General features: G+C 65.6%; 20 protein-coding genes and 1 riboswitch. Of the genes, 9 read left to right on the top strand and 11 right to left on the bottom strand.

Features of this window, described 5'->3' with window-relative positions; genetic code table 11:
- Positions 1–14 precede the first annotated feature (14 nt).
- Positions 15–1634 carry a hypothetical protein gene (locus tag GWG67_RS19440; RefSeq protein WP_275170950.1) on the top strand — a complete coding sequence of 540 codons (1620 nt, stop codon included), beginning with the start codon at positions 15–17 and terminating at the stop codon, positions 1632–1634.
- Positions 1635–1732: 98 nt separating this feature from the next.
- On the opposite strand, the gene clpB is transcribed toward GWG67_RS19440, so the two are convergent.
- Positions 1733–4372, bottom strand: a complete 2640-nt coding sequence (gene clpB, locus GWG67_RS19435; RefSeq protein ID WP_275170949.1) for an ATP-dependent chaperone ClpB — start codon at positions 4370–4372, stop codon at positions 1733–1735.
- Between the two features lie 257 nt (positions 4373–4629).
- Here clpB and GWG67_RS19430 point away from each other — a divergent pair, with 257 nt between their 5' ends.
- Complete coding sequence (locus GWG67_RS19430) at positions 4630–5418, top strand: MOSC domain-containing protein (protein WP_275170948.1); 789 nt, start codon at positions 4630–4632, stop codon at positions 5416–5418.
- Between the two features lie 120 nt (positions 5419–5538).
- Here GWG67_RS19430 and GWG67_RS19425 read toward each other — a convergent pair whose 3' ends face one another.
- Positions 5539–6393 carry a TIGR02594 family protein gene (locus tag GWG67_RS19425; protein WP_275170947.1) on the bottom strand — a complete coding sequence of 285 codons (855 nt, stop codon included), beginning with the start codon at positions 6391–6393 and terminating at the stop codon, positions 5539–5541.
- A gap of 200 nt (positions 6394–6593) precedes the next feature.
- Between GWG67_RS19425 and GWG67_RS19420 the strand changes: the two genes are divergently transcribed.
- On the top strand, positions 6594–7457 hold the full coding sequence (locus GWG67_RS19420; RefSeq protein ID WP_275170946.1) for an alpha/beta fold hydrolase: 864 nt from the start codon (positions 6594–6596) through the stop codon (positions 7455–7457).
- A 123-nt stretch (positions 7458–7580) separates the two neighbouring features.
- On the opposite strand, the gene metW is transcribed toward GWG67_RS19420, so the two are convergent.
- Positions 7581–8243, bottom strand: coding sequence for a methionine biosynthesis protein MetW (gene metW / locus GWG67_RS19415; protein WP_007615288.1), 663 nt, complete (start codon positions 8241–8243; stop codon positions 7581–7583).
- Positions 8244–8256: 13 nt separating this feature from the next.
- A complete protein-coding gene (locus tag GWG67_RS19410; RefSeq protein ID WP_275170945.1) occupies positions 8257–9459 on the bottom strand; it encodes a homoserine O-acetyltransferase in 1203 nt (400 codons plus the stop codon).
- Positions 9460–9549: 90 nt separating this feature from the next.
- A riboswitch (SAM riboswitch) is annotated at positions 9550–9629 on the bottom strand.
- 202 nt (positions 9630–9831) lie between these two features.
- Here GWG67_RS19410 and GWG67_RS19405 point away from each other — a divergent pair.
- Genes GWG67_RS19405 through GWG67_RS19395 form a run of 3 tightly spaced genes read left to right on the top strand, consistent with a single transcriptional unit; the run spans position 9832 to position 12739 of the window.
- Complete coding sequence (locus GWG67_RS19405; protein ID WP_275170944.1) at positions 9832–10680, top strand: chorismate mutase; 849 nt, start codon at positions 9832–9834, stop codon at positions 10678–10680.
- 32 nt (positions 10681–10712) lie between these two features.
- Positions 10713–11807 carry a histidinol-phosphate transaminase gene (hisC, locus tag GWG67_RS19400; RefSeq protein WP_275170943.1) on the top strand — a complete coding sequence of 365 codons (1095 nt, stop codon included), beginning with the start codon at positions 10713–10715 and terminating at the stop codon, positions 11805–11807.
- Positions 11804–12739: a prephenate/arogenate dehydrogenase family protein gene (locus GWG67_RS19395; RefSeq protein ID WP_275170942.1), complete on the top strand. Its 936-nt coding sequence runs from the start codon at positions 11804–11806 to the stop codon at positions 12737–12739. The genes hisC and GWG67_RS19395 overlap by 4 nt, the downstream gene beginning before the upstream one ends.
- A gap of 108 nt (positions 12740–12847) precedes the next feature.
- Here GWG67_RS19395 and GWG67_RS19390 read toward each other — a convergent pair whose 3' ends face one another.
- Entirely contained in the window at positions 12848–14032 is a 1185-nt protein-coding gene (locus GWG67_RS19390) for a DUF2125 domain-containing protein (RefSeq protein WP_275170941.1), read from the bottom strand.
- Positions 14033–14142: 110 nt separating this feature from the next.
- On the opposite strand from GWG67_RS19390, the gene GWG67_RS19385 reads away from it, so the two are divergent.
- Positions 14143–14754, top strand: a complete 612-nt coding sequence (locus GWG67_RS19385) for a gamma-glutamylcyclotransferase (RefSeq protein WP_275170940.1) — start codon at positions 14143–14145, stop codon at positions 14752–14754.
- On the opposite strand, the gene GWG67_RS19380 is transcribed toward GWG67_RS19385, so the two are convergent.
- The 4 genes from GWG67_RS19380 to ftsE all read right to left on the bottom strand — a co-directional run bounded on the left by GWG67_RS19380 (position 14751) and on the right by ftsE (position 17945).
- The gene (locus tag GWG67_RS19380) at positions 14751–15524 is read right to left on the bottom strand and encodes a 1-acyl-sn-glycerol-3-phosphate acyltransferase (protein WP_275170939.1); all 774 of its coding nucleotides are present in this window, start codon (positions 15522–15524) and stop codon (positions 14751–14753) included. The two genes, GWG67_RS19385 and GWG67_RS19380, sit on opposite strands and share 4 nt — an antisense overlap.
- Before the next feature lie 22 nt (positions 15525–15546).
- A complete protein-coding gene (locus GWG67_RS19375; protein ID WP_275170938.1) occupies positions 15547–16251 on the bottom strand; it encodes a YdcF family protein in 705 nt (234 codons plus the stop codon).
- Positions 16252–16324: 73 nt separating this feature from the next.
- A complete protein-coding gene (locus GWG67_RS19370) occupies positions 16325–17293 on the bottom strand; it encodes an ABC transporter permease (protein WP_275170937.1) in 969 nt (322 codons plus the stop codon).
- The gene (ftsE, locus tag GWG67_RS19365; protein ID WP_275170936.1) at positions 17286–17945 is read right to left on the bottom strand and encodes a cell division ATP-binding protein FtsE; all 660 of its coding nucleotides are present in this window, start codon (positions 17943–17945) and stop codon (positions 17286–17288) included. Before ftsE ends, GWG67_RS19370 begins: the two co-directional genes overlap by 8 nt.
- Before the next feature lie 191 nt (positions 17946–18136).
- On the opposite strand from ftsE, the gene GWG67_RS19360 reads away from it, so the two are divergent.
- Positions 18137–19018, top strand: coding sequence for an MJ0042-type zinc finger domain-containing protein (locus tag GWG67_RS19360; protein ID WP_275171084.1), 882 nt, complete (start codon positions 18137–18139; stop codon positions 19016–19018).
- A gap of 77 nt (positions 19019–19095) precedes the next feature.
- Positions 19096–19470 (top strand): response regulator, encoded by a 375-nt coding sequence (locus GWG67_RS19355; RefSeq protein ID WP_275170935.1) that lies wholly within the window; start codon positions 19096–19098, stop codon positions 19468–19470.
- 136 nt (positions 19471–19606) lie between these two features.
- On the opposite strand, the gene GWG67_RS19350 is transcribed toward GWG67_RS19355, so the two are convergent.
- Positions 19607–20767: a DUF4175 family protein gene (locus GWG67_RS19350; protein ID WP_275170934.1), complete on the bottom strand. Its 1161-nt coding sequence runs from the start codon at positions 20765–20767 to the stop codon at positions 19607–19609.
- Positions 20755–22701: a TIGR02302 family protein gene (locus GWG67_RS19345; RefSeq protein ID WP_275170933.1), complete on the bottom strand. Its 1947-nt coding sequence runs from the start codon at positions 22699–22701 to the stop codon at positions 20755–20757. Before GWG67_RS19345 ends, GWG67_RS19350 begins: the two co-directional genes overlap by 13 nt.
- Positions 22702–22859: the final 158 nt, after the last annotated feature.

Here is a 22859-nt window from a genome sequence, read left to right as displayed (position 1 = left end):
CGGGAGGTCTCGCCATGAAGAACAGGTTCGCCTGCGCAGCCTTCGTCGCTGCGATTGTCTCCGCCACCAGCGTTTCGGCCGAAAACTACGAGGTCACCCGGCTCGTCCCGGGCTCGGCGTTCCACGGCGTGCACGGGCTTGCGATTGACAAGGCCGGCCATCTGTTTGCCGGCAGCGTCGCGGGCGCGGCGCTCTACGAGGTCGACATCGCCGGCGGTACCGCCAAGGTTGCAATCCCCGCTCCGATCGGAATGGCGGACGACATCGCGTTCGCGCCCGACGGCACCATGGCCTGGACCGGATTCCTGGCCGGCGATCTCTATTCGCGCAAGGGCGACGGCCCGATCAAGAAGCTCGCCAGCGGCCTTCCCGGTATCAATTCGCTCGCCTTCCGCAAGGACGGCAGGCTGTACGCCACCACCGTGTTCCTCGGCGACACGCTCTATGAGATCGACGTCGAGGGCGTCAAACCGCCGCGCCAGATCATGGAGAAGATGGGCGGCCTCAACGGCTTCGAGTTCGGTCCTGACGACAAGCTCTACGGTCCGCTCTGGTTCAAGGGACAGGTCGCAAAGGTCGACGTCGACAAGGCCGAGCTGACCGTCGTCGCCGATGGCTTCAAGGTCCCGGCCGCGGTGAACTTCGATTCCAAGGGCAATCTCTGGGTGGTCGACACCGCGCTCGGCCAGCTCGTTCGGGTCGATCCCAAGTCGGGCACCAAGACCATGGTCGCGCAATTGAAGCCGTCGCTGGACAATCTCGCGATCGACGACAAGGACCGAATCTACGTCTCCAACATGGCCGACAACGGCATTCAGGAGGTCGATCCGGCGACCGGCCAGGCGCGGCAGGTCATCATCGGCAAGCTCGCTTTGCCCGGCGGCATCGGCGTCACGTCAGAGAACGGCAAGGATACGATCCACGTCGCCGACGTATTCGCTTATCGCACAGTGGACGGTGCGACCGGCGAGGTCACCGAGAAGGCCCGCATGCACGCCGCCGGCGTCACGCTCGAATATCCGATGAGCGCGACGGCGAAGGGCAACGATGTGGTGCTGTCGAGCTGGTTCACCGGCACGGTGCAGGTGATCGACGGCAAGACCGGCGCGACCCGCGACATGCTGCACGGCTTCAAGGCGCCGCACGACGCGCTCGTGCTCGCGGACGGCAGCATTCTGGTCGCCGAGCTCGGCACCAAATCGCTGGTCCGCGTCAGCGGCGAGCACGGCAAGGACCGCACCCCGCTGATCGGCGGCCTCGAAGGCCCGGTCGGGCTCGTCGGCGGATCGAGCGGCGAGGTCTTTGTCACCGAAGCCTTCGCGGGCGTCGTGTCCAAAATCGAGACGAACGGCGAAAAGACCGTGCTCGCCAAGGACCTGAAAATGCCCGAGGGGATCGCACGCGCCAGGGACGGCAAGCTGATCGTGGCGGAGGTCGGTGCCAAGCGATTGATCGAGATCGCGCCGGAGACCGGCAAGGTCACCGCGATCGCCGCCAATCTTCCGATCGGCCTGACGGGTGCGCCCGGAGGACTGCCGACCCACATTCCGACAGGCGTCGCGGTCGGGGAATCCGGCACGATCTATTTCTCTTCCGACATCGAGAACGCGATTTACAAGGTCACGAAGAAATAGGTCGCCGCAGTAAGTTCGCCAACAACCCGCAAAACAACCGCCCCGGAGAGATTGACCTCTCCGGGGCGGCGTGTTGCTTCAGGCTTCGAATGCGGCGATCAGTTCAGCTTGCGCTTCGACACCGGCGCCTCGAACTGGGCGATCTCCGCGGTCTGCGGCGCCTTGCCGTTGAAGGTCAGCACGTTGCCTTCCGACGAGATCGCAACGCTGTCGCCGTCCTTGACGTCGCCGCCCAGGATCATCTCGGCGAGCGGATCCTGGACGTGGCGCTGGATCACGCGCTTCAGCGGCCGTGCGCCGTAGGCGGGATCCCAGCCCTTGGCGGCGAGCCAGTCGCGGCCCGCAGCGTCGAGCGTCAGCACGATCTTGCGATCGGTCAAAAGCTTTTGCAGCCGCGCGAACTGGATTTCGACGATCCGGCCCATCTCGCTCCTCTGCAAGCGATGGAACAGGATGATCTCGTCGACGCGGTTCAAGAACTCTGGCCTGAAGTGCGCCCGCACCATTCCCATCACCTGCTCGCGCACGGCCGAGGTGTCCTCGCCCTCCGGCTGGTTCACCAGAAACTCCGAACCGAGGTTCGAGGTCATGATGATCAGCGTGTTGCGGAAGTCGACGGTGCGACCCTGGCCGTCGGTAAGGCGGCCGTCGTCGAGCACCTGCAACAGGACATTGAAGACGTCGGGATGCGCCTTCTCGATCTCGTCGAACAGCACCACCTGGTAGGGCCGGCGCCGCACCGCTTCGGTCAGTGCACCGCCCTCGTCATAGCCGACATAGCCCGGAGGCGCGCCGATCAGCCGCGAGACCGAGTGCTTCTCCATGTACTCGGACATGTCGAGGCGAACCATCGCGGTCTCGTCGTTGAACAGATATTCGGCGAGCGCTTTCGTCAGCTCGGTCTTGCCGACGCCGGTCGGCCCCAGGAACATGAACGAGCCGGTCGGCCGGTTCGGATCCTGCAGCCCCGCGCGGGAACGGCGCACGGCGGTCGCGACCGCACGCACGGCCTCGGCCTGGCCGACGACGCGCTTGCCGAGCGAGTCCTCCATTCTCAGGAGCTTGTCCTTCTCGCCTTCCAGCATCTTGTCCACGGGCACGCCGGTCCAGCGCGAGACCACCTGCGCGATATGGTTGGCGGTGACCGCCTCCTCCATCATCTCGCCGGAGTTTTCCTTGGCCTCGATGTCTGCAAGCTGCTTTTCCAGCTCGGGGATCCGGCCATAGGCCAGCTCACCGGCCTTCTGGAATTCACCGCGGCGCTGCGCGTTGGCAAGTTCGACTCGCAAGCCGTCGAGCTCGGCCTTCAGCTTCTGGGCGTCGGAGAGCTTGTTCTTCTCCGCGCTCCAGCGTGCGGTGAGCGCCGCGGACTTCTCCTCGAGGTCGGCCAGTTCCTTCTCCAAGGTCTGCAGGCGGCTCTTCGAACCGGCATCGCTCTCTTTCTTCAATGCTTCCTGTTCGATCTTCAGCCGGATGATTTCCCGATCCATCGAATCCAGCTCTTCCGGCTTGGAATCGACCTGCATCTTGAGCCGCGCGGCCGCCTCGTCCATGAGGTCGATCGCCTTGTCCGGCAGGAAGCGGTCGGTGATGTAGCGGTTGGACAGCGTCGTGGCGGCGACCAGCGCGGAATCGGTGATCCGCACGCCATGGTGCTGCTCGTACTTGTCCTTCAGCCCGCGCAGAATGGAGATCGTATCCTCGACCGAAGGCTCGCTGACGAAGATCGGCTGGAAACGCCGCGCCAGCGCCGCGTCCTTCTCGACGTGCTTCTGGTACTCGTCGAGCGTGGTCGCGCCGATGCAGTGCAGCTCGCCGCGGGCGAGCGCAGGCTTGAGCAGGTTGGACGCGTCCATCGCGCCGTCGCCCTTGCCGGCGCCGATCAGCGTGTGCATCTCGTCGATGAACAGGACGAAATTGCCCTCGCTTCCGGTCACCTCCTGGAGCACGGCCTTCAACCGCTCCTCGAACTCGCCGCGATATTTTGCACCTGCAATCAGCGAGCCGAGGTCGAGCGACAACAGCTTCTTGTCCTTCAGGCTCTCCGGCACGTCGCCGTTGACGATGCGCAGCGCCAGGCCCTCGGCGATGGCAGTCTTGCCGACACCGGGCTCGCCGATCAGGACGGGATTGTTCTTGGTCCGGCGCGACAGCACCTGGATCGTGCGGCGGATCTCCTCGTCGCGGCCGATGACCGGATCGAGCTTGCCGTCGCGCGCCGCCTGGGTGAGGTCGCGGGCATATTTCTTCAGCGCGTCATACGCGTTCTCGGCGGTTGCGGAGTCCGCGGTCCGGCCCTTGCGCAGCGCTTCGATCGCCGCGTTGAGGTTCTGCGGGGTGACGCCGCCCTTGGCCAGGATCGCGCCCGCCTCGCTGGTCTTCTCCAGCGCGAGGCCGAGCAGCAGCCGCTCGACCGTGACAAAGCTGTCGCCGGCCTTCTCGCCGGCCTTCTCGGCGGCGTCGAAAGTGCGGGCGAGCTCGGGCGCCAGATAGATCTGGCCGGCGCCACCGCCTGAGACCTTCGGCACCTTGCTCAGGGCGTCCTCGGTCGCCTTCAGGATTGCGCGGGAATTGCCGCCGGCGCGGTCGATCAGGCCGGCAGCGAGGCCTTCATTGTCGTCCAGCAGCACTTTCAGAACGTGCAGGGTCGAAAACTGCTGGTGCCCTTCGCGCACCGCAAGCGACTGCGCGGACTGGACGAAGCCTCTGGAGCGTTCGGTATATTTGTCGATGTTCATATCGTGGTCTTTCCCTCGGCCTGCCCCTGGAGCCCTCTAAGGCACTCCAAACGGCATCTTCATTGGGTTTCCGATTACCGCATTGACGTTTCTCAACCGGTAACGGTCGTTATCAGCCGGCGCTGGCGCCGGCCTGACCCAGATGTGGGAAGCGAGGCTTCGGACCGGAAGAGGCGAGTTCACAATTTCGTGCGCGGATCCGCCCGCTTGGCGCCGGCGGGCCGAATCCCCTAAGTAGCGGCATGACACCTAGCGCAATGACAGCCAGCCACACCGCCGAGATCACCGGCCTTTACCGCTACCCTATCAAGGGCCTGACGCCGGAGCCCCTGCCCCGCGTCTCCCTGCGAGCCGGCCAGACCCTGCCCGCCGACCGCCGCTACGCCATCGAGAACGGCCCCAGCGGCTTCGATCCGGAAGAGCCGCAGTGGAAGCCGAAGATCCAGTTCCTGATGCTGGCGCGGAATGAGCGGCTGGCTTCGCTCCAGAGCCGGTTCGAGGACGCGACCAATCGCCTGACCATCCGCAAGGACGGCCAGATCGTCGCCAGCGGCGATCTCGAGACCGCCGCCGGGCGCGCCGCCATCGAGGACTACTTCAGCCAGAACTTTCAGCCGGAGCTGAAGGGCCCGCCCAAGGTCCTGTCCGGCCGCGACCACAGCTTTTCCGACGTCGCCCGCAAGGTCGTGTCCATCATCAATCTCGACAGCGTCCGCGCGCTCGAGACCATGCTCGGCGGGGCCGCCGTCCACCCGCTGCGCTTCCGCGCCAATCTCTACGTGAAGGGCTGGCCGGCCTGGTCCGAGCTCGACCTCGTCGGCCAGACGCTGGCGATCGGACAGGCCCGGCTGCAAGTGGTCAAGCGCATCAAGCGCTGCCCGGCCACCAATGTCGACCCTGATACCGCCAGGGGCGATCTCGAAATCCCGGCTACGCTCTCGAGCAATCTCGGCCACATGGACTGCGGCATCTATGCCGAGGTGATCGCCGACGGCGACATCGGCGTGGGCGACGCGGTTGCGTTGGAAGAGCCGAAGCTGGTGTGACGCGGCGCCGGCTCCACGTACTCCGTCATTGCGAACGCAGCGAAGCAATCCAGATATCTATCTGCTGAGACGGTCTGGATTGCCTCGTCGCTTCGCTCCTGGCAATGACGGGGAGAAACCTCAATTCGGCATCACATAGGCATAGATCCGGCCGCGCGAGATCGGCGCTTCGCGGACGCGGTTGCCGTTGTTGCCGGAGATCATGATCGGATTACCCTGCGCATCGATGCCGGTGATGATGCCAACATGACCGCCCCGGCCGCCGCGCGACATGACCGCGATGGCGCCGACCTGCGGACCGGAGACGCGCGTGCCGTAATGCGCGAACGAATTCGCCATATCGGAGCCGGTGCCACGGTGACCGGTTTTCTCAAGCACCATGTTCATGAACCGCGCGCACCACAGGCTGCCGCGGCCGGTCGGATTGCCGCCGACATAGCGGCGCGCCTCGGACACGAGGCCCGACCCGCCGCCAAAGCCGCCGCTGCTCGTCGCGCTATTGGCCATGCCGCCGACATTCGCGTCAGTGGCCAGGCCACCGCCACGCCTCGTGGCGATTCGACGGCTGGCGCGCGTGGTCATCCCGCCGCTGGTAACCATTCCAGCGTTGCCGCTCATGGCCATTGCACCGCTGCCGCTCATGGCCATCCCACCGCTGCCGCTCGTGGCCATTCCACCGCTGCCGCTCATGGCGATGCCGCCGCTATTGGCGTTCGGGTCATAGCTGGCGAAGGTGTTGCCGAAGCCGCTCGCCTGCAATTGCGCCGCGCCGCGCTCGAAGCGCGAGCTGCGTGCGTGATATCGGGAATAATGATGATGTCTGCTGGCGTGATGCGCGTAAGCGTAAGCGTACCGCTCTGTGCTATGACGATGAGGTCGTGCTGACGCCGGAAAGGCGAGTGCGGCGATCGCCGCGAAGAAAACAGCCAGCGCGACGACACAGCGCGACAGGCGAGACGCAAACAACTCGAACATTCTTCATCCTTCGTTGACACCCCCACTTCCCAATCGGCCCGTGCGGTGGCCGACATCCGCGGGCTGTATCAGTATCCCGATGTGGCGAGAACAAGACGCGGTCGCGAAGAATTTGGACGATGATTAACAAGTGTTAGCATCATATGCGCTGACCGCAGGACGGCATTCCAATGCCGCAGCCACCTCAGGGAGAAAACCGGATGCCTCACGCCCTCACGAAAGACAATTGTCGTCTCTACTTCGAAGAAGCAGGCGCGGGCACGCCGATTATTTTTCTGCACGAATTCGCGGCCGACTACACCAATTGGGAGCCGCAGATGCGCTACTTTTCGCGCGGCCATCGCTGCATCACCTATTCCGCGCGCGGCTACACGCCATCGGACGTGCCTGATGGCGAGGTCTACGGCTATACGCATTTCTATACCGATGCGCTCGCGGTGCTCGACCATCTGAAGATCGATCGCGCGCACTTCGTCGGCCTCTCGATGGGCGCCTATTCGTCGCTCCAGATCGGGCTCAACGCGCCCCAACGCGCGCTGTCGATGACGCTCGCCGGCGTCGGCTCAGGCTCGGAGATCGAGAACCTCGACGCCTGGCGCCAGCAGTGCCGCGCCAACGCGGAGCAATTCGAGATGCTCGGCTCAGCCGAAGTCGCAAAAGTCACGCGCGAGGCGCCGAGCCGGATTCCTTTCCTGGTGAAGGACCCGCGTGGCCACGCCGATTTCTACGCCGCCCTGGCGCGGCACGACGCCAAGGGATCGGCGCGGACGATGCGCGGGTTTCAGGCCGGCCGTCCCTCGATCTTTACGATGACGGACGCGATCAGAGGCGCCACGACGCCGGCACTCATCATCTGCGGCGACGAGGACGATCCGTGCGTGGACGCAAGCCTGTTCCTGAAGAAGCATCTGCCTGCGGCGGGGCTCGCCATGTTTCCGAAGTCCGGCCACGTGCTCAATCTCGAAGAGCCCGCCCTGTTCAACGAAACGGTGGAACGGTTCGTCACGCTGGTGGAAGCGGGAAGATGGCCGGTACGCGATCCGAGATCGCTGGGGGCGCATTAGCGCGAGGCGTCGCCACACGCTGCGTCGCGTAGCCCGGATGGAGCGAAAGCGTAATCCGGGGCCTTCGCGTACGCGGATAGAATCCCGGATTGCGCTGCGCTCCATCCGGGCTACGGGCGGGACCTATTTCCTGCCGCCCCGCGTCAGCAGAAACACGCCCTGCTCGCCGAACAGATTCCACACCCACCAGGGCATCCGCAGCCGCAGCGGGCGGCCGTAGAGGTCGAGCGCCTCGGCACGTTCCATCTTGACGTCGATCGCGTCGCAGAGTTCGACGAAGTCCTTGATGGTACAGAAATGGATGTTGGCGGTGTCATACCAGCTTGCCGGCAGATTTTCCGTGCGCGGCATGTGGCCGCCGATCAGGAGCTGGAGCCGCATCTTCCAGAAGCCGAAATTCGGGAACGACACGATGGCGCGGCGGCCGATGCGCAGCAAATTCTCCAGCACCACTTTCGGCTGCCGCGTCGCCTGCAAGGTTTGCGACAGGATCACGTAGTCGAAGGCGTCATCCGGATAATTCACGAGGTCGGTGTCGGCATCGCCCTGCACCACCGCCAGACCCTTGGCGACGCAGCGGTTGACGCCCTCGCGCGACAGCTCGATGCCGCGGCCGTCGACGCCGCGGGTTTCCAGCAGTTGGAGCAGGTCGCCCTCGCCGCAGCCGACGTCGAGCACCTTCGAGCCCGGCTTGACCATCTCGGCGACCAGCACATGGTCGGCGCGAAAATCACCGGGCTGCCCGGTCGCAACGCCGCCCAGCGGCAACGCTTCCTGTACAGACATGGCTAGCGGTCCTTTAGGCATTCTTGGCAGTGAGCCCGCGCGCCTTGCCTGCCGACTGCAGGAAGGCACGGGCGATGTCGAAGAATTCGGGCACGTCGAGCAGGAACGCGTCGTGACCGCGATCGGTCTCGATCTCGGCAAACGACACCCGCGCACTCGACGCATTCAGCGCGTGCACCAGCGCGCGCGATTCCGAAGTCGGGAACAACCAGTCACTGGTGAAGGAAACCACGCAGAAGCGGGTCTGGATTCCCGCGAACGCCTTCGCCAGCACGCCGCCATGGTCGCCGGCAATGTCGAAATAGTCCATCGCGCGGGTCAGATAGAGATAGGAGTTGGCGTCGAAGCGCTCGACAAAAGACGAGCCCTGATAGCGCAGATAGGACTCGACCTGGAAGTCGGCGTCGAACGAGAAGGTCGGCAGCTCGCGGTCCTGCATGCGCCGGCCGAATTTTCGATGCAGCGCGGCGTCCGAGAGATAGGTGATGTGCGCCGCCATCCGGGCGACAGCGAGCCCGCGATGCGGATGAATACCGTGGTCGGCATAGCCGCCATGGTGCCAGTCGGGATCGGCCATCACGGCCTGACGGCCAAGCTCGTGGAACGCGATGTTCTGTGCCGAGTGTCGCGTCGAGCAGGCGATCGCCAGCGCGGAGAACACGCGGCTCGGATACGCCGCAGTCCATTGCAGCACTTGCATGCCGCCCATCGAGCCGCCGACGACCGCGAACAGCGTGTCGATGCCGAGCCGATCGATCAGCATCGCCTGCGCGCGCACCATGTCGGGGATGGTGATGACGGGGAAATCGAGACCCCAAACCTTGCCGGTCGCGGGATTGATCGATGCCGGACCGGTCGAGCCCATGCAGCCGCCGATCACGTTGGAGCAGATGATAAAATACTCGCGGGGATCGAGCGGTCGACCGGGGCCGACCAGGGTCTCCCACCAGCCGGGCTTGCCGGTGACAGGGTGCACATTGGCGACGTGCTGGTCGCCGGTCAGCGCATGGCAGATCAGGATCGCGTTGGAGCGATCGGCATTCAGTTCGCCGTAAGTCTGGTAGGCGATCTGGAACGGGCTGAGATCGACACCGCAATCCAGCCGCAGCGGCTGCTCCGTGCCGAACTGCGCGACCTGCGAGCTCGGATGATCCACCTCGTGCGACCGCTCGTCGGCGGTGATCGCGGGACTCGGAATTGACTGGACGCCAACCATCTGACCATCGACCTCGTTTGCGATCGTCGTGGTGACCGCATTGACATCAGGCCATGAAAAACCCGGCCTGAACGATAGGTTCGGCCGGGATCGAAAGGGTCCCCGGCCTGTTTAGCGAGTTTTTTAACGTGGCTGCAAGCCGGCCGGCTCAAATGACCACGGAACGGGTAAAAACTACCGTCTTGGACGGTTTTCGTCAAGTCGCGGCCCGGATCGACCAAATTCACCTGTCGAGACGCGGGCGGAACGGCCCCGATTTGCCTTTGCATTTCTCTTTGCTTTCGCAGCCCCGACTGCCTAATCAGGCATTCATCACAGCGGTGACGGCTCGCCTGATCCGCATTGGAACGCCTCTCAACAACCCTGTCAGACATGTCCCAACGTCCGCCCGCGCCACCATCGCTCCAGGAATTGCGCAAGGAGATCGACGCGATCGACGAGGGCATGCATCGCCTGTTGATGCAGCGCGGCGACATCATCGACCGCCTGATCCAGGTGAAGCAGACCCAGGAGGTCGGCTCGGCGTTTCGGCCTGCGCGTGAGGCCGCCATGATGCGCGACCTCGTGCAGCGTCATCGCGGCATCCTGCCGCTCGACACCGTCGAGAGCATCTGGCGCGTCATCATCGCGACCTTCACCTATGTCCAGGCGCCGTTCTCGGTCCATGCCGACATCTCTGCGAGCGAGCCGGCGATGCGCGATTCCGTGCGCTTCCATTTCGGATTCACCGTGCCTTACGTCGCGCATTTCAGCGCGCAAGCGGCGGTCGAGGCCGTCGCGAAATCCAAGGGCGACCTCGCGCTGGTCTCGGCGACCTCCAGCCGCACACCATGGTGGCTGGAGCTCGAGGCAGAAGGTGCGCCAAAGATCATCGCGCGGCTGCCGTTCGTCGAGCGCGCCGACCATCCGGCGGCGTTGCCCGTGTTCGCGGTCTCGCGCGTCGCCGACAGCGCGCTTGTGACGGAGGTCGAGACCTTCAGCGTGCGCGTGTCGGGGTGGAACGCCGAGGTCGCGCGCGCCCTGTCGCCGCTCGCCGAGATCGTGGCCGTGCCCGATACCGCCTTCGACGGCGCCGCGCTGCTGGTCTCGGTCACCGCGACGAGCAGCCTCGACAAAATCAAGGCTGCCCTGATCGAGGCGGGGGCCTCGGTGCGCTCCACGGCCCTCGTCGGCAGCCACGCAACGCGCTATACGGTGCCCCCGACCGGGTCGAAATCGTAAGTCGCGAACCGCCTGCCATTCCGGAGTTGAAGATGTCCCGCCCCGTGCCGAATCCCGGCATTCTCGATATTGCGCCCTACACGCCCGGCAAGACTCCGGTGGCAGAGCCCGGCCGCAAGGTGTTCAAGCTCTCGGCCAACGAGACGCCGTTCGGGCCCTCGCCGAAGGCGATCGAGGCGTTCAAGCACGTTGCGGATCATCTGGAAGACTATCCGGAAGGGACCTCGCGCGTGCTGCGCGAAGCGATCGGGCGCACTTTCGGGCTCGATCCCAACCGCATCATCTGCGGCGCCGGCTCGGACGAGATCCTCAATCTGCTCGCCCACACCTATCTCAGCCACGGTGACGAAGCGATCTCGACCACGCACGGCTTCCTGGTCTACCCGATCGCGACCATGGCGGTGGGCGCCAAGAACGTCATCGCGGCCGAGAAGAACCTCACCTGCGATGTCGACGCCATCCTCAAGGCGGTGACGCCGAAGACAAAGCTGGTCTGGCTCGCCAACCCCAACAATCCGACCGGCACCTATGTGCCGTTCGACGAGGTCAAGCGCCTGCGCGCCGGCCTGCCCTCGCACGTGCTGCTGGTGCTGGACGCAGCCTATTGCGACTACGTCTCGCGCAACGATTACGAGATGGGCATCGAGCTGGTGGCGACGACCGAGAACACGGTCGTGACCCACACCTTCTCCAAGATCCACGGCCTCGCCGCGCTGCGCATCGGCTGGATGTTCGGCCCCGAGCACATCATCGACGCGGTCAACCGCATCCGCGGTCCCTTCAACGTGTCGACACCGGCGATGTACGCTGCCGTTGCTGCGATTGAGGACACCGCGCACCAGGCCATGTCGAAGCAGTTCACCGAGACCTGGCGCAACTGGCTCGCCGAGGAGATCGGCAAGCTCGGGCTGAAGGTGACGCCGAGCGTTGCCAATTTCGTGCTGATCCACTTCCCGACCGAGGGCAAGACCTCGGACGCAGCCGACGCCTTCCTCACCAAGCGCGGGCTGGTGCTGCGCGGGTTAAAGAACTACGGACTGCCGCATTCGCTGCGCATGACCATCGGCACCGAGGAGGCCAACCGCCTCGTCGTCGAGGGCCTGCGCGACTTCATGGCCGGACGATGAGCGCGACCGCGCACTTCCAGCGCGTCGCGCTGATCGGCTTCGGCCTGATCGGCGGCTCGATTGCGCGCGCTGCGAAGCTCCAGGGCCTGGCTGGCGAGATCGTCACCACCGCGCGCTCGGAGAAGACGCGCGCACGCGTGATGGAGCTCGGCATCGTCGATCAGGTCGTGGCGACCAATGCAGAAGCCGTGAAGGACGCCGATCTCGTCATCCTCTGCATTCCCGTCGGCGCCTGCGGGCCGGTGGCGCAGGAGATCGCCGCGCACCTCAAGCCTGGCGCGATCATCTCCGACGTCGGCTCGGTCAAGGGCGCCATCGTCAGGGATATGGCGCCGCATCTGCCGAATGGCATCCATTTCGTGCCGGCGCATCCCGTCGCAGGCACCGAGCATTCGGGCCCCGATTCAGGCTTCGCCGAGCTCTTCATCAACCGCTGGTGCATCCTCACCCCGCCGGAGGGCGTCGATGCGGCTGCCACCGACCGCCTGCGCGCGTTCTGGGCGGCGATGGGCGCCAAGGTCGAGATCATGACGCCGGATCATCATGATCTCGTGCTCGCGATCACGAGCCATCTGCCGCATCTGATCGCCTACACCATCGTCGGCACCGCCGACGAGCTGGCGCAGGTGACGGAGTCCGAGGTCATCAAATTCTCCGCCGGCGGCTTTCGCGATTTCACGCGCATCGCCGCCTCCGATCCGACGATGTGGCGCGACGTCTTCCTCGCCAACAAGGAAGCCGTGCTGGAGATGCTCGGCACCTTTACCGAGGATCTGGCAAAGCTCACCCGCGCAATCCGCCGCGGCGACGGCGAGGCGCTGTTCGACCACTTCACCCGCACCCGCGCCATCCGCCGCGGCATCGTCGAAATCGGCCAGGACTCTGCCGCGCCCGACTTCGGCCGGCCGCATGCGGCGCTGAAGAAGCCGTAGCTACCCCTCTCACCTCCGTCATTGCGAGGAGCGCAGCGACGAAGCAATCCAGACTGTCTCCGAAGAGAAAGTCTGGATTGCTTCGCTTCGCTCACAATGACAGAGCAATCAATACAGCGGCGGGATCTGGCCGACCTTGACCGGGCCGAGCAGCACATTGCCGTCGACGAACTTCAGCGGGAAGCTGCGGGCTTTCTTGCCTTCCAGCGTGCTCTCGGTGCCGATCGAATTGATGCCGGCGGCAACGCCGGCATTGGCGTTCTGCTTGATGACCTTGCCGAGGCCGGGAACGGCGCGGTCGAGCGCGCCGAACAGATTGTTGAGGTCCTGCGACTTCACGCCGGGCGCGACACGATCGAGGGTTGCCTGCGGCACCCCCTCCTCCAGCATCTTCTCGATGCCGAGCGCGGGGATCACGCGCTCGAGGCCCGTCACCGTCATCTGCAACTCGCCGTCGAGACGGCCATTGGCCGAGAGGCCGAGCGTGCCGGCCGCAACCGCGATCATCTCGCCCTGCTGGATGCGGGACTGCACGATCTCGATATGGCCGCCGGCGGCCTGGATCTCGCGGAAGCGCTGCGGCCACGGCTTTGGCGTGAGGTCGGACAGTCCGGTGATCTTCGCCCGCGTGTCGGCCTCGAACGGCTCGGCGAGCAGAGGATGAACGCCCTGGATGCTGCCCTGCGCGATCTGGAGCACGGTCTCGATCACGGGATGATCGGACGGCGATCCATCCGCAAGGCGTCCATGCAGCTCGATTTGTTTTGCACGCGCGAGCGGCACCTGCGCGCCGCCGTCAACACGATTGACGGTGGGCTCCTCGAACACGATGGAGGCGCGCTCCGGCACGGCGGGCAAGCCGACCACGCTGCTGCGACCCTTGCTCCAGTTCACGACGAAGGTGTTTTGCGTGACGCCGTCAGTGAGCGTCGCGGGTGCGGTGAATTCGGCGATGACGCGCTTGGGATCGTAGACCTGGGCGAGGACCAGGATGTTGTCGAGCTTCGCCGTGAACGGCGTCTTGCTGGCGTTCTGCGACACCAGGGCGACGCTGGCGCCGGAACACTGGACCTCGAAGCGGAAGGGGAAGCCCGCGACCGAGCGCTTGGCGCAATCATAGATACGGCCGGATTTGGCCTCCTGCGCGCGCCAGGCATCGGCGGCGATTTCGGCCTGCGACGCCGCATAGAACCAGAACCCGCTCCACGCCACCGCGAGGATCAGGAGGATGACAGGGGCGATGAAAAGGCCCCAACGGGAGCGCCGGCCTGCGGCAACGGTCATATCGGACATGCGGCGACCCTTTGACCCCTGATTTTGTCAAATGTAAGCGAGCTTGGCTTGCTCCGAAAGGCGGAGAATTCGCTTCGTTTGGGGGCGCGGTTCTGGTAGCCGTGCCCGAAATGTCGGAAATCACCCTCCCCTCCGTCACCACTGCCAAGGGCGACCTCTGGGTGTTCGGCTACGGCTCGCTGATGTGGCGGCCGGGCTTCGAATTCGAGGAGCGCGTCCCGGCGCGGCTGGTCGGCGAGCATCGCGCGCTCTGTGTCTATTCCTTCGTGCACCGTGGCACGCCGGAGAAGCCGGGTCTGGTGCTCGGCCTCGACCGCGGCGGCGCCTGCCGCGGCATCGCCTTCCGCGTCGCCGAAAAGAACCGCGCCGACGTCGTCGGCTATTTGCGCGCGCGCGAGCAGGTGACGTCGGTCTATCGCGAAGTCATGCGCTCGGTGTGGCTGGAGAACGACGCACGGCAGCGCGTCTCCGCGCTCGCCTATGTCGTCGACCGCGGCCATGTGCAATATGCGGGCCGGCTGTCGCTCGCCGACCAGCATCGCCACGTGCTCCAGGGCCACGGCCAGTCCGGCGCCAACCGCGACTACGTGACCGCGACGGTGAAGGCCATCGAGGCCGAAGGTTTTCGCGATGCGCCGCTGCATCAGCTCGCCACGATGCTGCATGGTGATGCGCATTCTCAGCACGCGCCGGCTCCAGTGGACGGTCGGGAAAACCGCTAGCTCTCGGACGGCGCATAGCTCGGCGCCGAGCCGATCAGCTGCTCCTGCTCCCTGCGGCCCGCTTCGACAAGGCGGCCGGTCGCGTCTTCGATCGCCGTTTGCACACGGGAGAGAAACTCGTCCTTGGGCAAGCCTGGCGGCAGCGGATCGAGGAATTCCACCACCAGCGTGCCGGGATAGCGCATGAAGGTGCGGCGCGGCCAAAACAGGCCGGAATTGAGCGCGATCGGCAGGCACTGCGCACCGCAGGACGAGTAGATCTGCGCGAAGCCGCTCTTGTAGTCCGGTGGCGCGCCCGGGGCACGGCGCGTGCCTTCGGGAAAGATCACGAGCTGCCCGCCGCTGCGCACCGCCTCACGGGCCCGCCGCGTCATGTCCAGCAGCGCCTTGACGCCGGCGTTGCGGTCGATCGCGATCATCCCGGTCTTGACCAGGAACTGACCGAACACCGGGATCTGCATGAGCTGACGCTTGAGGATGAAAATCGGACGGTCGAAAAAACCCGGCAGGACGAACGTCTCCCAGAACGACTGGTGCTTCGCCACGACGACCAATGGTCCCGTCGGAATCTTTTCGAGGCCGCGGAATTCCACCTTGATGTTGCAGACCGCCCGCATCAGAAACAGCGTCGCCTTCGCCCACCATTGCGCGACCGTGAGCATGGCGCGCGGCGGCAATGCGAAGGTCGGCAGCGCCACGATCGCGAGGCACACCAGCACGGTGTAGAACAGCACGTTGAACACGAGCGATCGCAGGAAAATCAAGAACATCGAGGATCCGATCAATTGCCGATCAGTTGGCCTGTGCGGTGGCGGGCCGCTTCGGTTGAAGCCCGGGAGGCTGCTCCGACATCTCGGGCGAAAGGTCAATCCCGAAATCCTCCAGCCGCACCCTGAGCTCGGCCGCGATGTACTTGACATACTCCGACAGCAACAGCCGCAAGGTGGACGCGGAGGTCCACCACGGCTCCTCGCGCCATTTGTCGCCGACCACCACGAACGGGATCAGTGTCGTCTCCGGCATCGCATGCGAGAATTCCACCAGCGCGCGCGGCATGTGATAGTTCGAGGTGACGACGATCAGCGATTTGAAGCCGCGCCCCGCGGCCCAGCGCCGCGCTTCCGCGGCATTGCCGCGGGTCGAGACCGCGGTGCGGTCGAGATCGACGCAGCAACGCATGAAGGACTGGTTCTCCGGCAACGTCCGGGAGATGTCGCTCGCCGTCGAGGTCGGGTGCACGCCGGAGATCAGGAGCCTCCTGCCGTAGCCGGCAGCGAGCAGCTCCATCGCATCCGACACCCGCGATGAGCCGCCGGTCAGCACCACGATGCCGTCCGCCCTGCGGTCCGGCGCGATCTCGGCGCCGCGCAATTGCGACAGAAACGCAATGAAGCCCGCCGCGGCGCCGACGAAAGCGAGCGCAATCGTCGAGATCACGGCCGCGCGCAGCCAGCCGCGCGGCAGTTTCGGCGATCGATCGTCGGTCGGCGCGGTCATGCGATGTCGGTGATCCCTTCCCAGAGGCGATTTTAGGACGTTTTGAGGCGAAGTGGAGTCCGGTCTGTCGGCCTCAATCGACATCATTCAGCGTCGCGAACAGCGTCTGGCGCGAGGCGACTGCGGTGATGGCGCCGATCAGCACGGCCTGCACCGCAAGCACGATGTAGCCGGACGGCCGCAGCGAGAAGGTGCCGAGCAGCGCGGCGAACTGGTCGCCGACGGGGGTGCCGGAAAACCAGCCTGCAATCGACTCGGAGAAGCCGAACACCAGCATGGCGGCGCCGCCGCCGATCACGCCGCCCTCCAGCCCCAGCCTGAGAAAATGACGCAGGAAGCGGTTGGCAATGTAGCGGTCGCCGGCGCCGACGAAATGCAGCACCTCGACGATCGGACGGTTCGCCGCCATGGCGCCGCGGGTCGCGAACGACACCGAGATGATGGTGGCGACGATGACGAGCGCGAGGATGCCGAGGCCGGCGAGCACAGTAGCGTTGGTCATCGAGCGCATGCGCTCGATCCAGGCGCGGTGATCGTCGACGCTAGCGCTTGGCGCCACCTGGGTCACGCGGGCGCGCAAGGCGACGAGATCGAGCGCCGTGCCGGGCTGCACGCGCGCGATGATCATGCGCGGCACCGGCAGATCGTCCATCGACAGGCCGGTGCCGAGCCAGGGCTCGAGCAGCTTGCCGCTCTCGTCCTTGGTGAACGGCTTGACCTCGACGATGCCGGCTTGCGCGCGCATGGCCTCGGTTACCGCCGCGGTGTCGCGTTCGAGATCGCGGCCCGCCTGCGGGCGGACCTGGATGGTGATCTCGCTCGCGACGTCCGACTGCCATTCGGCGGCGGAGGCGCTGACCAGCAGCACCGTGCCGGTCGTCATCGAAGCCAGGAAGGTCATGATGGCAACGACGGCGACCAGCGCGCGGCCGTGGATCGAGGCGCGCGGCACGATCGGCGACATGTTGCGCGCCCGGGCCGGAAGCGGCGGCCCCTCCTGTCCGAGATCGACCAGCACGCCGCGTTCGTCGGGCCTACTCATAGACGTGCAGCCGTCCCTGGTGCAGCACGAAGCGTCGCGCCTCGTACTGGTCCATCAGGGCGATATCGTGGGTGGCGATGATGACGGCCGTGCCTGACTTGTTGAGCTCGATGAACAGCCGCAGCAGGCGGCGACCGAGCGTCGGATCGACGCTGCCGGTCGGCTCGTCGGCCAGCAGCAGCTGCGGCCGCGAGATCACGGCGCGGGCGATCGCCGCGCGCTGCTTTTCGCCGCCGGACAGGATTGGCGGCAGCGCGTCCATGCGCTCGCCGAGCCCGACCCATTTCAGGAGGTCGATGACCTCCTTGCGGTAGCTCGATTCACTGCGGCCCATGACGCGGAACGGCAGCGCGACGTTCTCATAGGTGGTCATGTGGTCGAGCAGACGGAAATCCTGCAGCACGATGCCGATGCGCTTGCGCAAGCCTGCGATCTCGTCCTTGCCGAGCTGCGAGATGTCGTGACCGAACAAATTGACGAGGCCCCGCGTCGGGCGATGCGACAGGAACAACAGGCGCAGCAACGAGGTCTTGCCGGCGCCGGACGGGCCGGTGAGAAACTGGAAGGAATGCGCCGGGATCTGGAAGTTGAGGTCGCGCAGGACCTCGGGCCCCAGGCCGTAACGCAATCCGACATTTTCGAACCGAACCAAGCTCAGCTCCGTTCGAGAGAGGCCGCGGGCCGCACGGCTGTGTTCCGCCACACGCGATCAACGGGTTTTGCGGCCGTTATGGTTTCCGGTTCGTTAACGGTCGTCCTGTAGCATGATTGATAGCATCTTTCCCCCTCGGTTCTCCGCGACCGTGTCACCATCAAGACTTGTCCATGCATCAAGGCTCGTCCATGCATATCGTCTGCCCTCATTGTACGACATCCTACGCCATCAAGCCCGCGAGCCTTGGGGCGAACGGCCGGACGGTGCGCTGTTCCCGTTGCAAGGAAACCTGGGTTGCCCATGCCGAGGATGCCATCGAGGAGGCATCTGTCCCGGCTATGGCCGCGGCCAGCCGGGCTGACGACCAGTCCGATCTCGCCGAGCAGTGGAACTCCTATGCCCAGGACGACGGCGCCACTGAGGCGCCTGTCGTTGACAGCCCCTCCATCGCCAGCGACTGGCCGGACCAGGAAGCCGGGGACACCGAGGACGAATGGTCCGCGGCCGCCCGGTCCGCCGAGGAGGAAGTCGTCGGCGAACAGCACCAGTCCTGGTTCCGCGGCCTGTTCGGCCGCCGCCGCGGCGCGCGGGTGCGCCGTCCGGCCGCCACGGCTGCCCCGCGAAAATCCCATTTTGGCCTGCCAACCGCCTGCGCCGCCATGGGCGCGCTGGTGCTGGCGCTGGTGATCTGGCGCGGCGACATGGTGCGGCTGCTGCCGCAGACGGCCGCCTTCTACAGGATGGTCGGCCTCGAAGTTAACCTGCGCGCACTGGCCTTCAAGGACGTCAAGCTCTCCAGCGAGACCGTGGACGGTAAGCAGGTGCTGGTGATCGAAGGCGTGATCGTGGGCCAGGGCAAGAAGCCGCTCGACATTCCCCGGTTGCGCTTCGCGGTGCGCGACGCGCAGGGCGCGGAAATCTACGCCTGGAACGCCGTTCTGGAACAGACCGTGCTACAGCCCGGCGAGCGCGCCTTCTTCCGCTCGCGCCTGGCCTCGCCGCCGCCGGAAGGCCGCAATATCGACATTCGCTTCTTCAACCGGCGCGACATCGCCGGCGGCAGCGTATAGTCGATCTCGCAGGTCTCGCAGGTCTCGCAGGTCTCGCAGGCAAAGCTGGTGGCGAGATTGATCCCAAGGTTGGTCTCATGTCCAAAATCCTGATCGCCGACGACGAGGATTCGATGCGCCAGCTGGTGGCGCGGGCCATCGCCATGGACGGCCACGAGATCGTCACCGCGCAAGACGGCGCCGAGGCGCTGGAGATCCTCACTCGCGCGGACGGCGCATTCGACCTGCTGCTCACCGACATCCAGATGCCGGTGATGGATGGCATCGCGCTGGCGCTTTCCGTCGCACGCGATTTCCCCGATTTGACCATTCTGCTGATGACCGGCTTTGCCGACCAGCGCGAGCGCGCCTCAAACCTCAATGCGCTGGTGCATGACGTCGTGACCAAGCCGTTTTCGGTCGCCGACATCCGCACCGCGGTGGCAGATGCGCTGGCGGCGAAGAAGGGATAGCGGGCGGGGCGGCCACGTGTTCCACTGTCATGCCCCCGGCTTGACCGGGGCATCCAGTACGCCGCGGCCTCTCGATTGAATCACAACCGTCTCGGAGTACTGGATCGCCCGGTCAAGCCGGGCGATGACAGAGAACTCAAAAATCCTTCAGCAGCCGCTCGATGTAGTCGAGTTCGATCTGCGGGCGCGAGCTATCACCCAAGCGGCGCCGGAGCTCCTCGAGGATGCGGCGGACGCGCTGGGCGTCGATCTCGCCGGGGATCTTGACCGTGTAGTCGTCGCTCAGATCGCGGCCATGAAGGGGGCGGCCGAGTGGATCGGTCTGATTGCCGCCGCTCTGCTGGCGGCCGGCACGGTTGCCGGGACCATCGCCCTGCCCGTCGCCATCGCCCTGCTGCATCGCCTCGGCCATCTTCTGCGCGCCCTTGCGCAAGGCCTCGAGAGCTTTCCCCTGCGAGTCCACGGCACCGTCCGAATTGCCCTCGCCGAGCTGCGAGCCGGCATCGCCCATGGCCCCGTCGGCGGCGTCCAGACTGCCGTCGTCATCGCCCTGGTCGCCGTCCTGATCGCCATCCTGGCCCGGCTGTCCCTGCTCGCCCTGCTGACCCTTCTGCCCTTTCTGGCCCTGGCTCTTCTGGCCCTTTTGCCCCTTCTGCGTGAGGCCGCGCTTGGCGAGCTCGTCCTGCAGCTTCTTCAGGCGATCGCGCAGCGACTGCTGATCCTGCTGCAGGTCCGACATCGACTGGTCGCCCTGCTGCTTGCCGCGCGAGCGCTCACGCCGGGAATCCTGGCCCTGCTTGAAAGTCTTGTCGCGCAATTGCTGCTGCTTGCGGATCATGTCGCTGAGCTCGTTGAGCGCCTGCTCCATGTCGCTGTCGCCGGATTGCCCGGGCTGCGCCATCTGGAGGTTTTCCATGATCTGCGCGAGCTGCTCGAGCATGCGCTGGGCCGCTTCTTTATTGCCTTCGCGCGCCGCCTTCTCGATTTGCTTCAGCAATTCGTCCAGGTCGCGCTGCGTGATGACGGAACGATCGCGATTGGAGGATTGGCTCTTTTCCGTCGCACGCTTGTAGTCCTCGAGCTTCTGAATCGCATCGGATTGATTGTTCAGGCTCTTGCCGGATTCCTTCTGCCTGAGACTGTCGCCGGAATCCTGCATCGCCTTTTCAGCGCCATCGAGCAGGGCATCGACATCCTGATCCTGCTGGGCAGCCACGGGCGAGACGCCTCCCAACAGGAAGGCGAGGCAGGCGATCGAGATCGCCTTCAAGAGTGGCACGCGTGCTAGCTTCCGCATTTACGGTCTCGCGTCGACTGGTTGGCCCCGTCGTTGCCCGCCTTCGCCCGGTTGTTCGCCGACTTGCGATAGGCCTGAAGCTGCTCGCGCAATGCGTCCTGCTGCTTAGCCAGCTCTTCGAGCTGCTCGGGCGTGGCGCTCTGGGTCTTTTGTTTCAGCTCGACGGACTTGTCGAGGATGAGCTGAACCTCTGCCGGGAATGGCTGCCGCGGTCCAAGCGGATTTTGCTCGGCGCGCCGGGCGAGATCGCGCACCTTGCCGGCCATCGCCTCGCGAAGCTTTTGCGTCAGCGCTTTGATCTCGTCCTCGCTGGCGCCGCGTTCCAGCGCCCGCTTGAGCGCATCCTGCGCCGAGCGTAGCGCGGCGTTGACGCTGCCGGCGACACCGTCGTCCTCGATGGTGACCGCGAACGCCCACATGCTTCCCACCACCTCGCGCAGCGCGTCGTCGGTGCGGGCGGCTTCCAGCTGCTGCGCCAGACTGCGCAGGCCGAGATAGCAGCCCGCATCCGGAGTGAACAATTCGGGCGCGATCATCAGCGCATCGAGCGCGGCGTAGACATCCGAATTCTTGTTGGCGTCGAGCGCGAGGATGCGGCGCTGCTCGACCAGCGCGCGCGAGAGCGAGTTGGTGAACAGCCGCTCGGGCAGGCGCATGTTGAAGGGCTCGCTCCTGGCCTCGTTGCCGGCCTCGTCCTTGGCGGTCAGGGTCAGCGTGACGTCGGCGCCGGCATAGGGATCCTCGCTGAGGTCCTTCACCGTCTGGCCGACGCCGTTGCGGGTGCGCGCATTCGGCAGCACGAGCGGAAATTGCGGAGGCTGGAATAGCGGCCGCGCGGCGCTCTTGGTGTCGGCCTCCTTGCTGCCATCCTTGACACCATCTTTGGCATCGGCGGGACGCAGGCCGATTTGCGCGTCGGCGCCGGTGACGCCGTAATCGTCCTCGATCTTGTAGGTGAGCTGGAGTCCGCCCCGGGCCTGCCGCTCGGGATCCTTGGCCAGCGCGATCGTCGGCGCACGGTCCGGCGTTGCCGCAAACGCCCATTGCGGCTGGCCGGAGGGCGCGCGGACATGCGCGGTGCCGTCGCCACTGATGGCAAAATGCTTCTCGTTGGTGCCCTTGGGCGCGGCTTCGGTAGGCGCGACTTCCTTGAGACCCCCGGAGACGACAACATCAAGGCTGCCGCCGGAGGAGCGAACGATCAGGGTCGAGCCTGCGGGAACGGCAAGCGGGCCGCTGGCCGGCAGCGCGGCTGCCTCCTTGTTCGCAGCCGACAGGATGACCGGCGGCTTGCCGGTGTAGAGCGGCGGCGTAACCCAGGCATCGACGCGAACATTCGTCGGCGCCAGCATGCCGTTCCAGTGGAAGGCGGCCCCGAGCCGCATCGCGCGCTCGTCGCCGGCCGCGAAGAAGGTCGCAACCAGCATCACCATGACCAGCGCGCGCAGCGCCCAGGGATCATGCAGAGCGAGCCGGGGCTTCGGCAGACCAGCGCGGATGCGCTTGATCGAAGCCAGCGTGCGCTCGCGCTGCGCCCGCCACAAGGCCTGCGCAACCGGGTCCTGCGAGCTCAGCGTATCCGTTAGCGTGGTGGCCGGCCGATGACGGATGCCGGAGCCGCGGTCGAGCCGCGCCAGCGCCTCCTCGCGGCTCGGCCAGCGAAAGCGAGTCAACGGGAACAGGACGACAATCGCGATGCCGGCGAAAACGACGAGCCCGATGGCGCGGGCAATGAACGGCAGCGCCAGCCAGAGGCCGGCCCAGGAGACCGCCAGGAACAGGCCGACGACAGTGAGAAGCCGCGCCAAATTCGGCCAGGCACGCTCCCACGCGATGGCATAAGTGGCCCGCTGCAGGGCTTGCGCCAGCTTCAGCCGCGACAGAGCGTCGCCATCGCGGATCGGGTCTGACGGGTCGGGGGTGACGCCGCTCAATCAACTCTCCAGGTTGCCCGGTAGAGGAGCGTACCACAACGGCAGCACTGAGGCATCCGTTCCTGTACGGGAGACACCCCTTTTCCCGCATAACACGAGGACGTGACTGGCACGCCGCAACCCCGTAATTTCCGCGCCGCCAGCCAAGAAAAACGCAA

Origin of the sequence: Bradyrhizobium sp. CSS354, from assembly GCF_029051725.1 — a bacterium.
Classification (GTDB): Bacteria; Pseudomonadota; Alphaproteobacteria; order Rhizobiales; family Xanthobacteraceae; genus Bradyrhizobium.
Note: the sequence above shows the minus strand (reverse complement) of the source record. Positions and strands in the feature narration are given on the sequence as shown.

What these genes read in the sequence shown, in the direction of transcription:
- GWG67_RS19440 (WP_275170950.1), top strand. Translation starts at nt 15, where the DNA reads ATGAAGAACAGGTTCGCCTGCGCAGCCTTCGTCGCTGCGATTGTCTCC.
- clpB (WP_275170949.1), bottom strand. Translation starts at nt 4,372, where the DNA reads ATGAACATCGACAAATATACCGAACGCTCCAGAGGCTTCGTCCAGTCC.
- GWG67_RS19430 (WP_275170948.1), top strand. Translation starts at nt 4,630, where the DNA reads ATGACAGCCAGCCACACCGCCGAGATCACCGGCCTTTACCGCTACCCT.
- GWG67_RS19425 (WP_275170947.1), bottom strand. Translation starts at nt 6,393, where the DNA reads ATGTTCGAGTTGTTTGCGTCTCGCCTGTCGCGCTGTGTCGTCGCGCTG.
- GWG67_RS19420 (WP_275170946.1), top strand. Translation starts at nt 6,594, where the DNA reads ATGCCTCACGCCCTCACGAAAGACAATTGTCGTCTCTACTTCGAAGAA.
- metW (WP_007615288.1), bottom strand. Translation starts at nt 8,243, where the DNA reads ATGTCTGTACAGGAAGCGTTGCCGCTGGGCGGCGTTGCGACCGGGCAG.
- GWG67_RS19410 (WP_275170945.1), bottom strand. Translation starts at nt 9,459, where the DNA reads ATGGTTGGCGTCCAGTCAATTCCGAGTCCCGCGATCACCGCCGACGAG.
- GWG67_RS19405 (WP_275170944.1), top strand. Translation starts at nt 9,832, where the DNA reads ATGTCCCAACGTCCGCCCGCGCCACCATCGCTCCAGGAATTGCGCAAG.
- hisC (WP_275170943.1), top strand. Translation starts at nt 10,713, where the DNA reads ATGTCCCGCCCCGTGCCGAATCCCGGCATTCTCGATATTGCGCCCTAC.
- GWG67_RS19395 (WP_275170942.1), top strand. Translation starts at nt 11,804, where the DNA reads ATGAGCGCGACCGCGCACTTCCAGCGCGTCGCGCTGATCGGCTTCGGC.
- GWG67_RS19390 (WP_275170941.1), bottom strand. Translation starts at nt 14,032, where the DNA reads ATGTCCGATATGACCGTTGCCGCAGGCCGGCGCTCCCGTTGGGGCCTT.
- GWG67_RS19385 (WP_275170940.1), top strand. Translation starts at nt 14,143, where the DNA reads ATGTCGGAAATCACCCTCCCCTCCGTCACCACTGCCAAGGGCGACCTC.
- GWG67_RS19380 (WP_275170939.1), bottom strand. Translation starts at nt 15,524, where the DNA reads ATGTTCTTGATTTTCCTGCGATCGCTCGTGTTCAACGTGCTGTTCTAC.
- GWG67_RS19375 (WP_275170938.1), bottom strand. Translation starts at nt 16,251, where the DNA reads ATGACCGCGCCGACCGACGATCGATCGCCGAAACTGCCGCGCGGCTGG.
- GWG67_RS19370 (WP_275170937.1), bottom strand. Translation starts at nt 17,293, where the DNA reads ATGAGTAGGCCCGACGAACGCGGCGTGCTGGTCGATCTCGGACAGGAG.
- GWG67_RS19360 (WP_275171084.1), top strand. Translation starts at nt 18,137, where the DNA reads ATGCATATCGTCTGCCCTCATTGTACGACATCCTACGCCATCAAGCCC.
- GWG67_RS19355 (WP_275170935.1), top strand. Translation starts at nt 19,096, where the DNA reads ATGTCCAAAATCCTGATCGCCGACGACGAGGATTCGATGCGCCAGCTG.
- GWG67_RS19350 (WP_275170934.1), bottom strand. Translation starts at nt 20,767, where the DNA reads ATGCGGAAGCTAGCACGCGTGCCACTCTTGAAGGCGATCTCGATCGCC.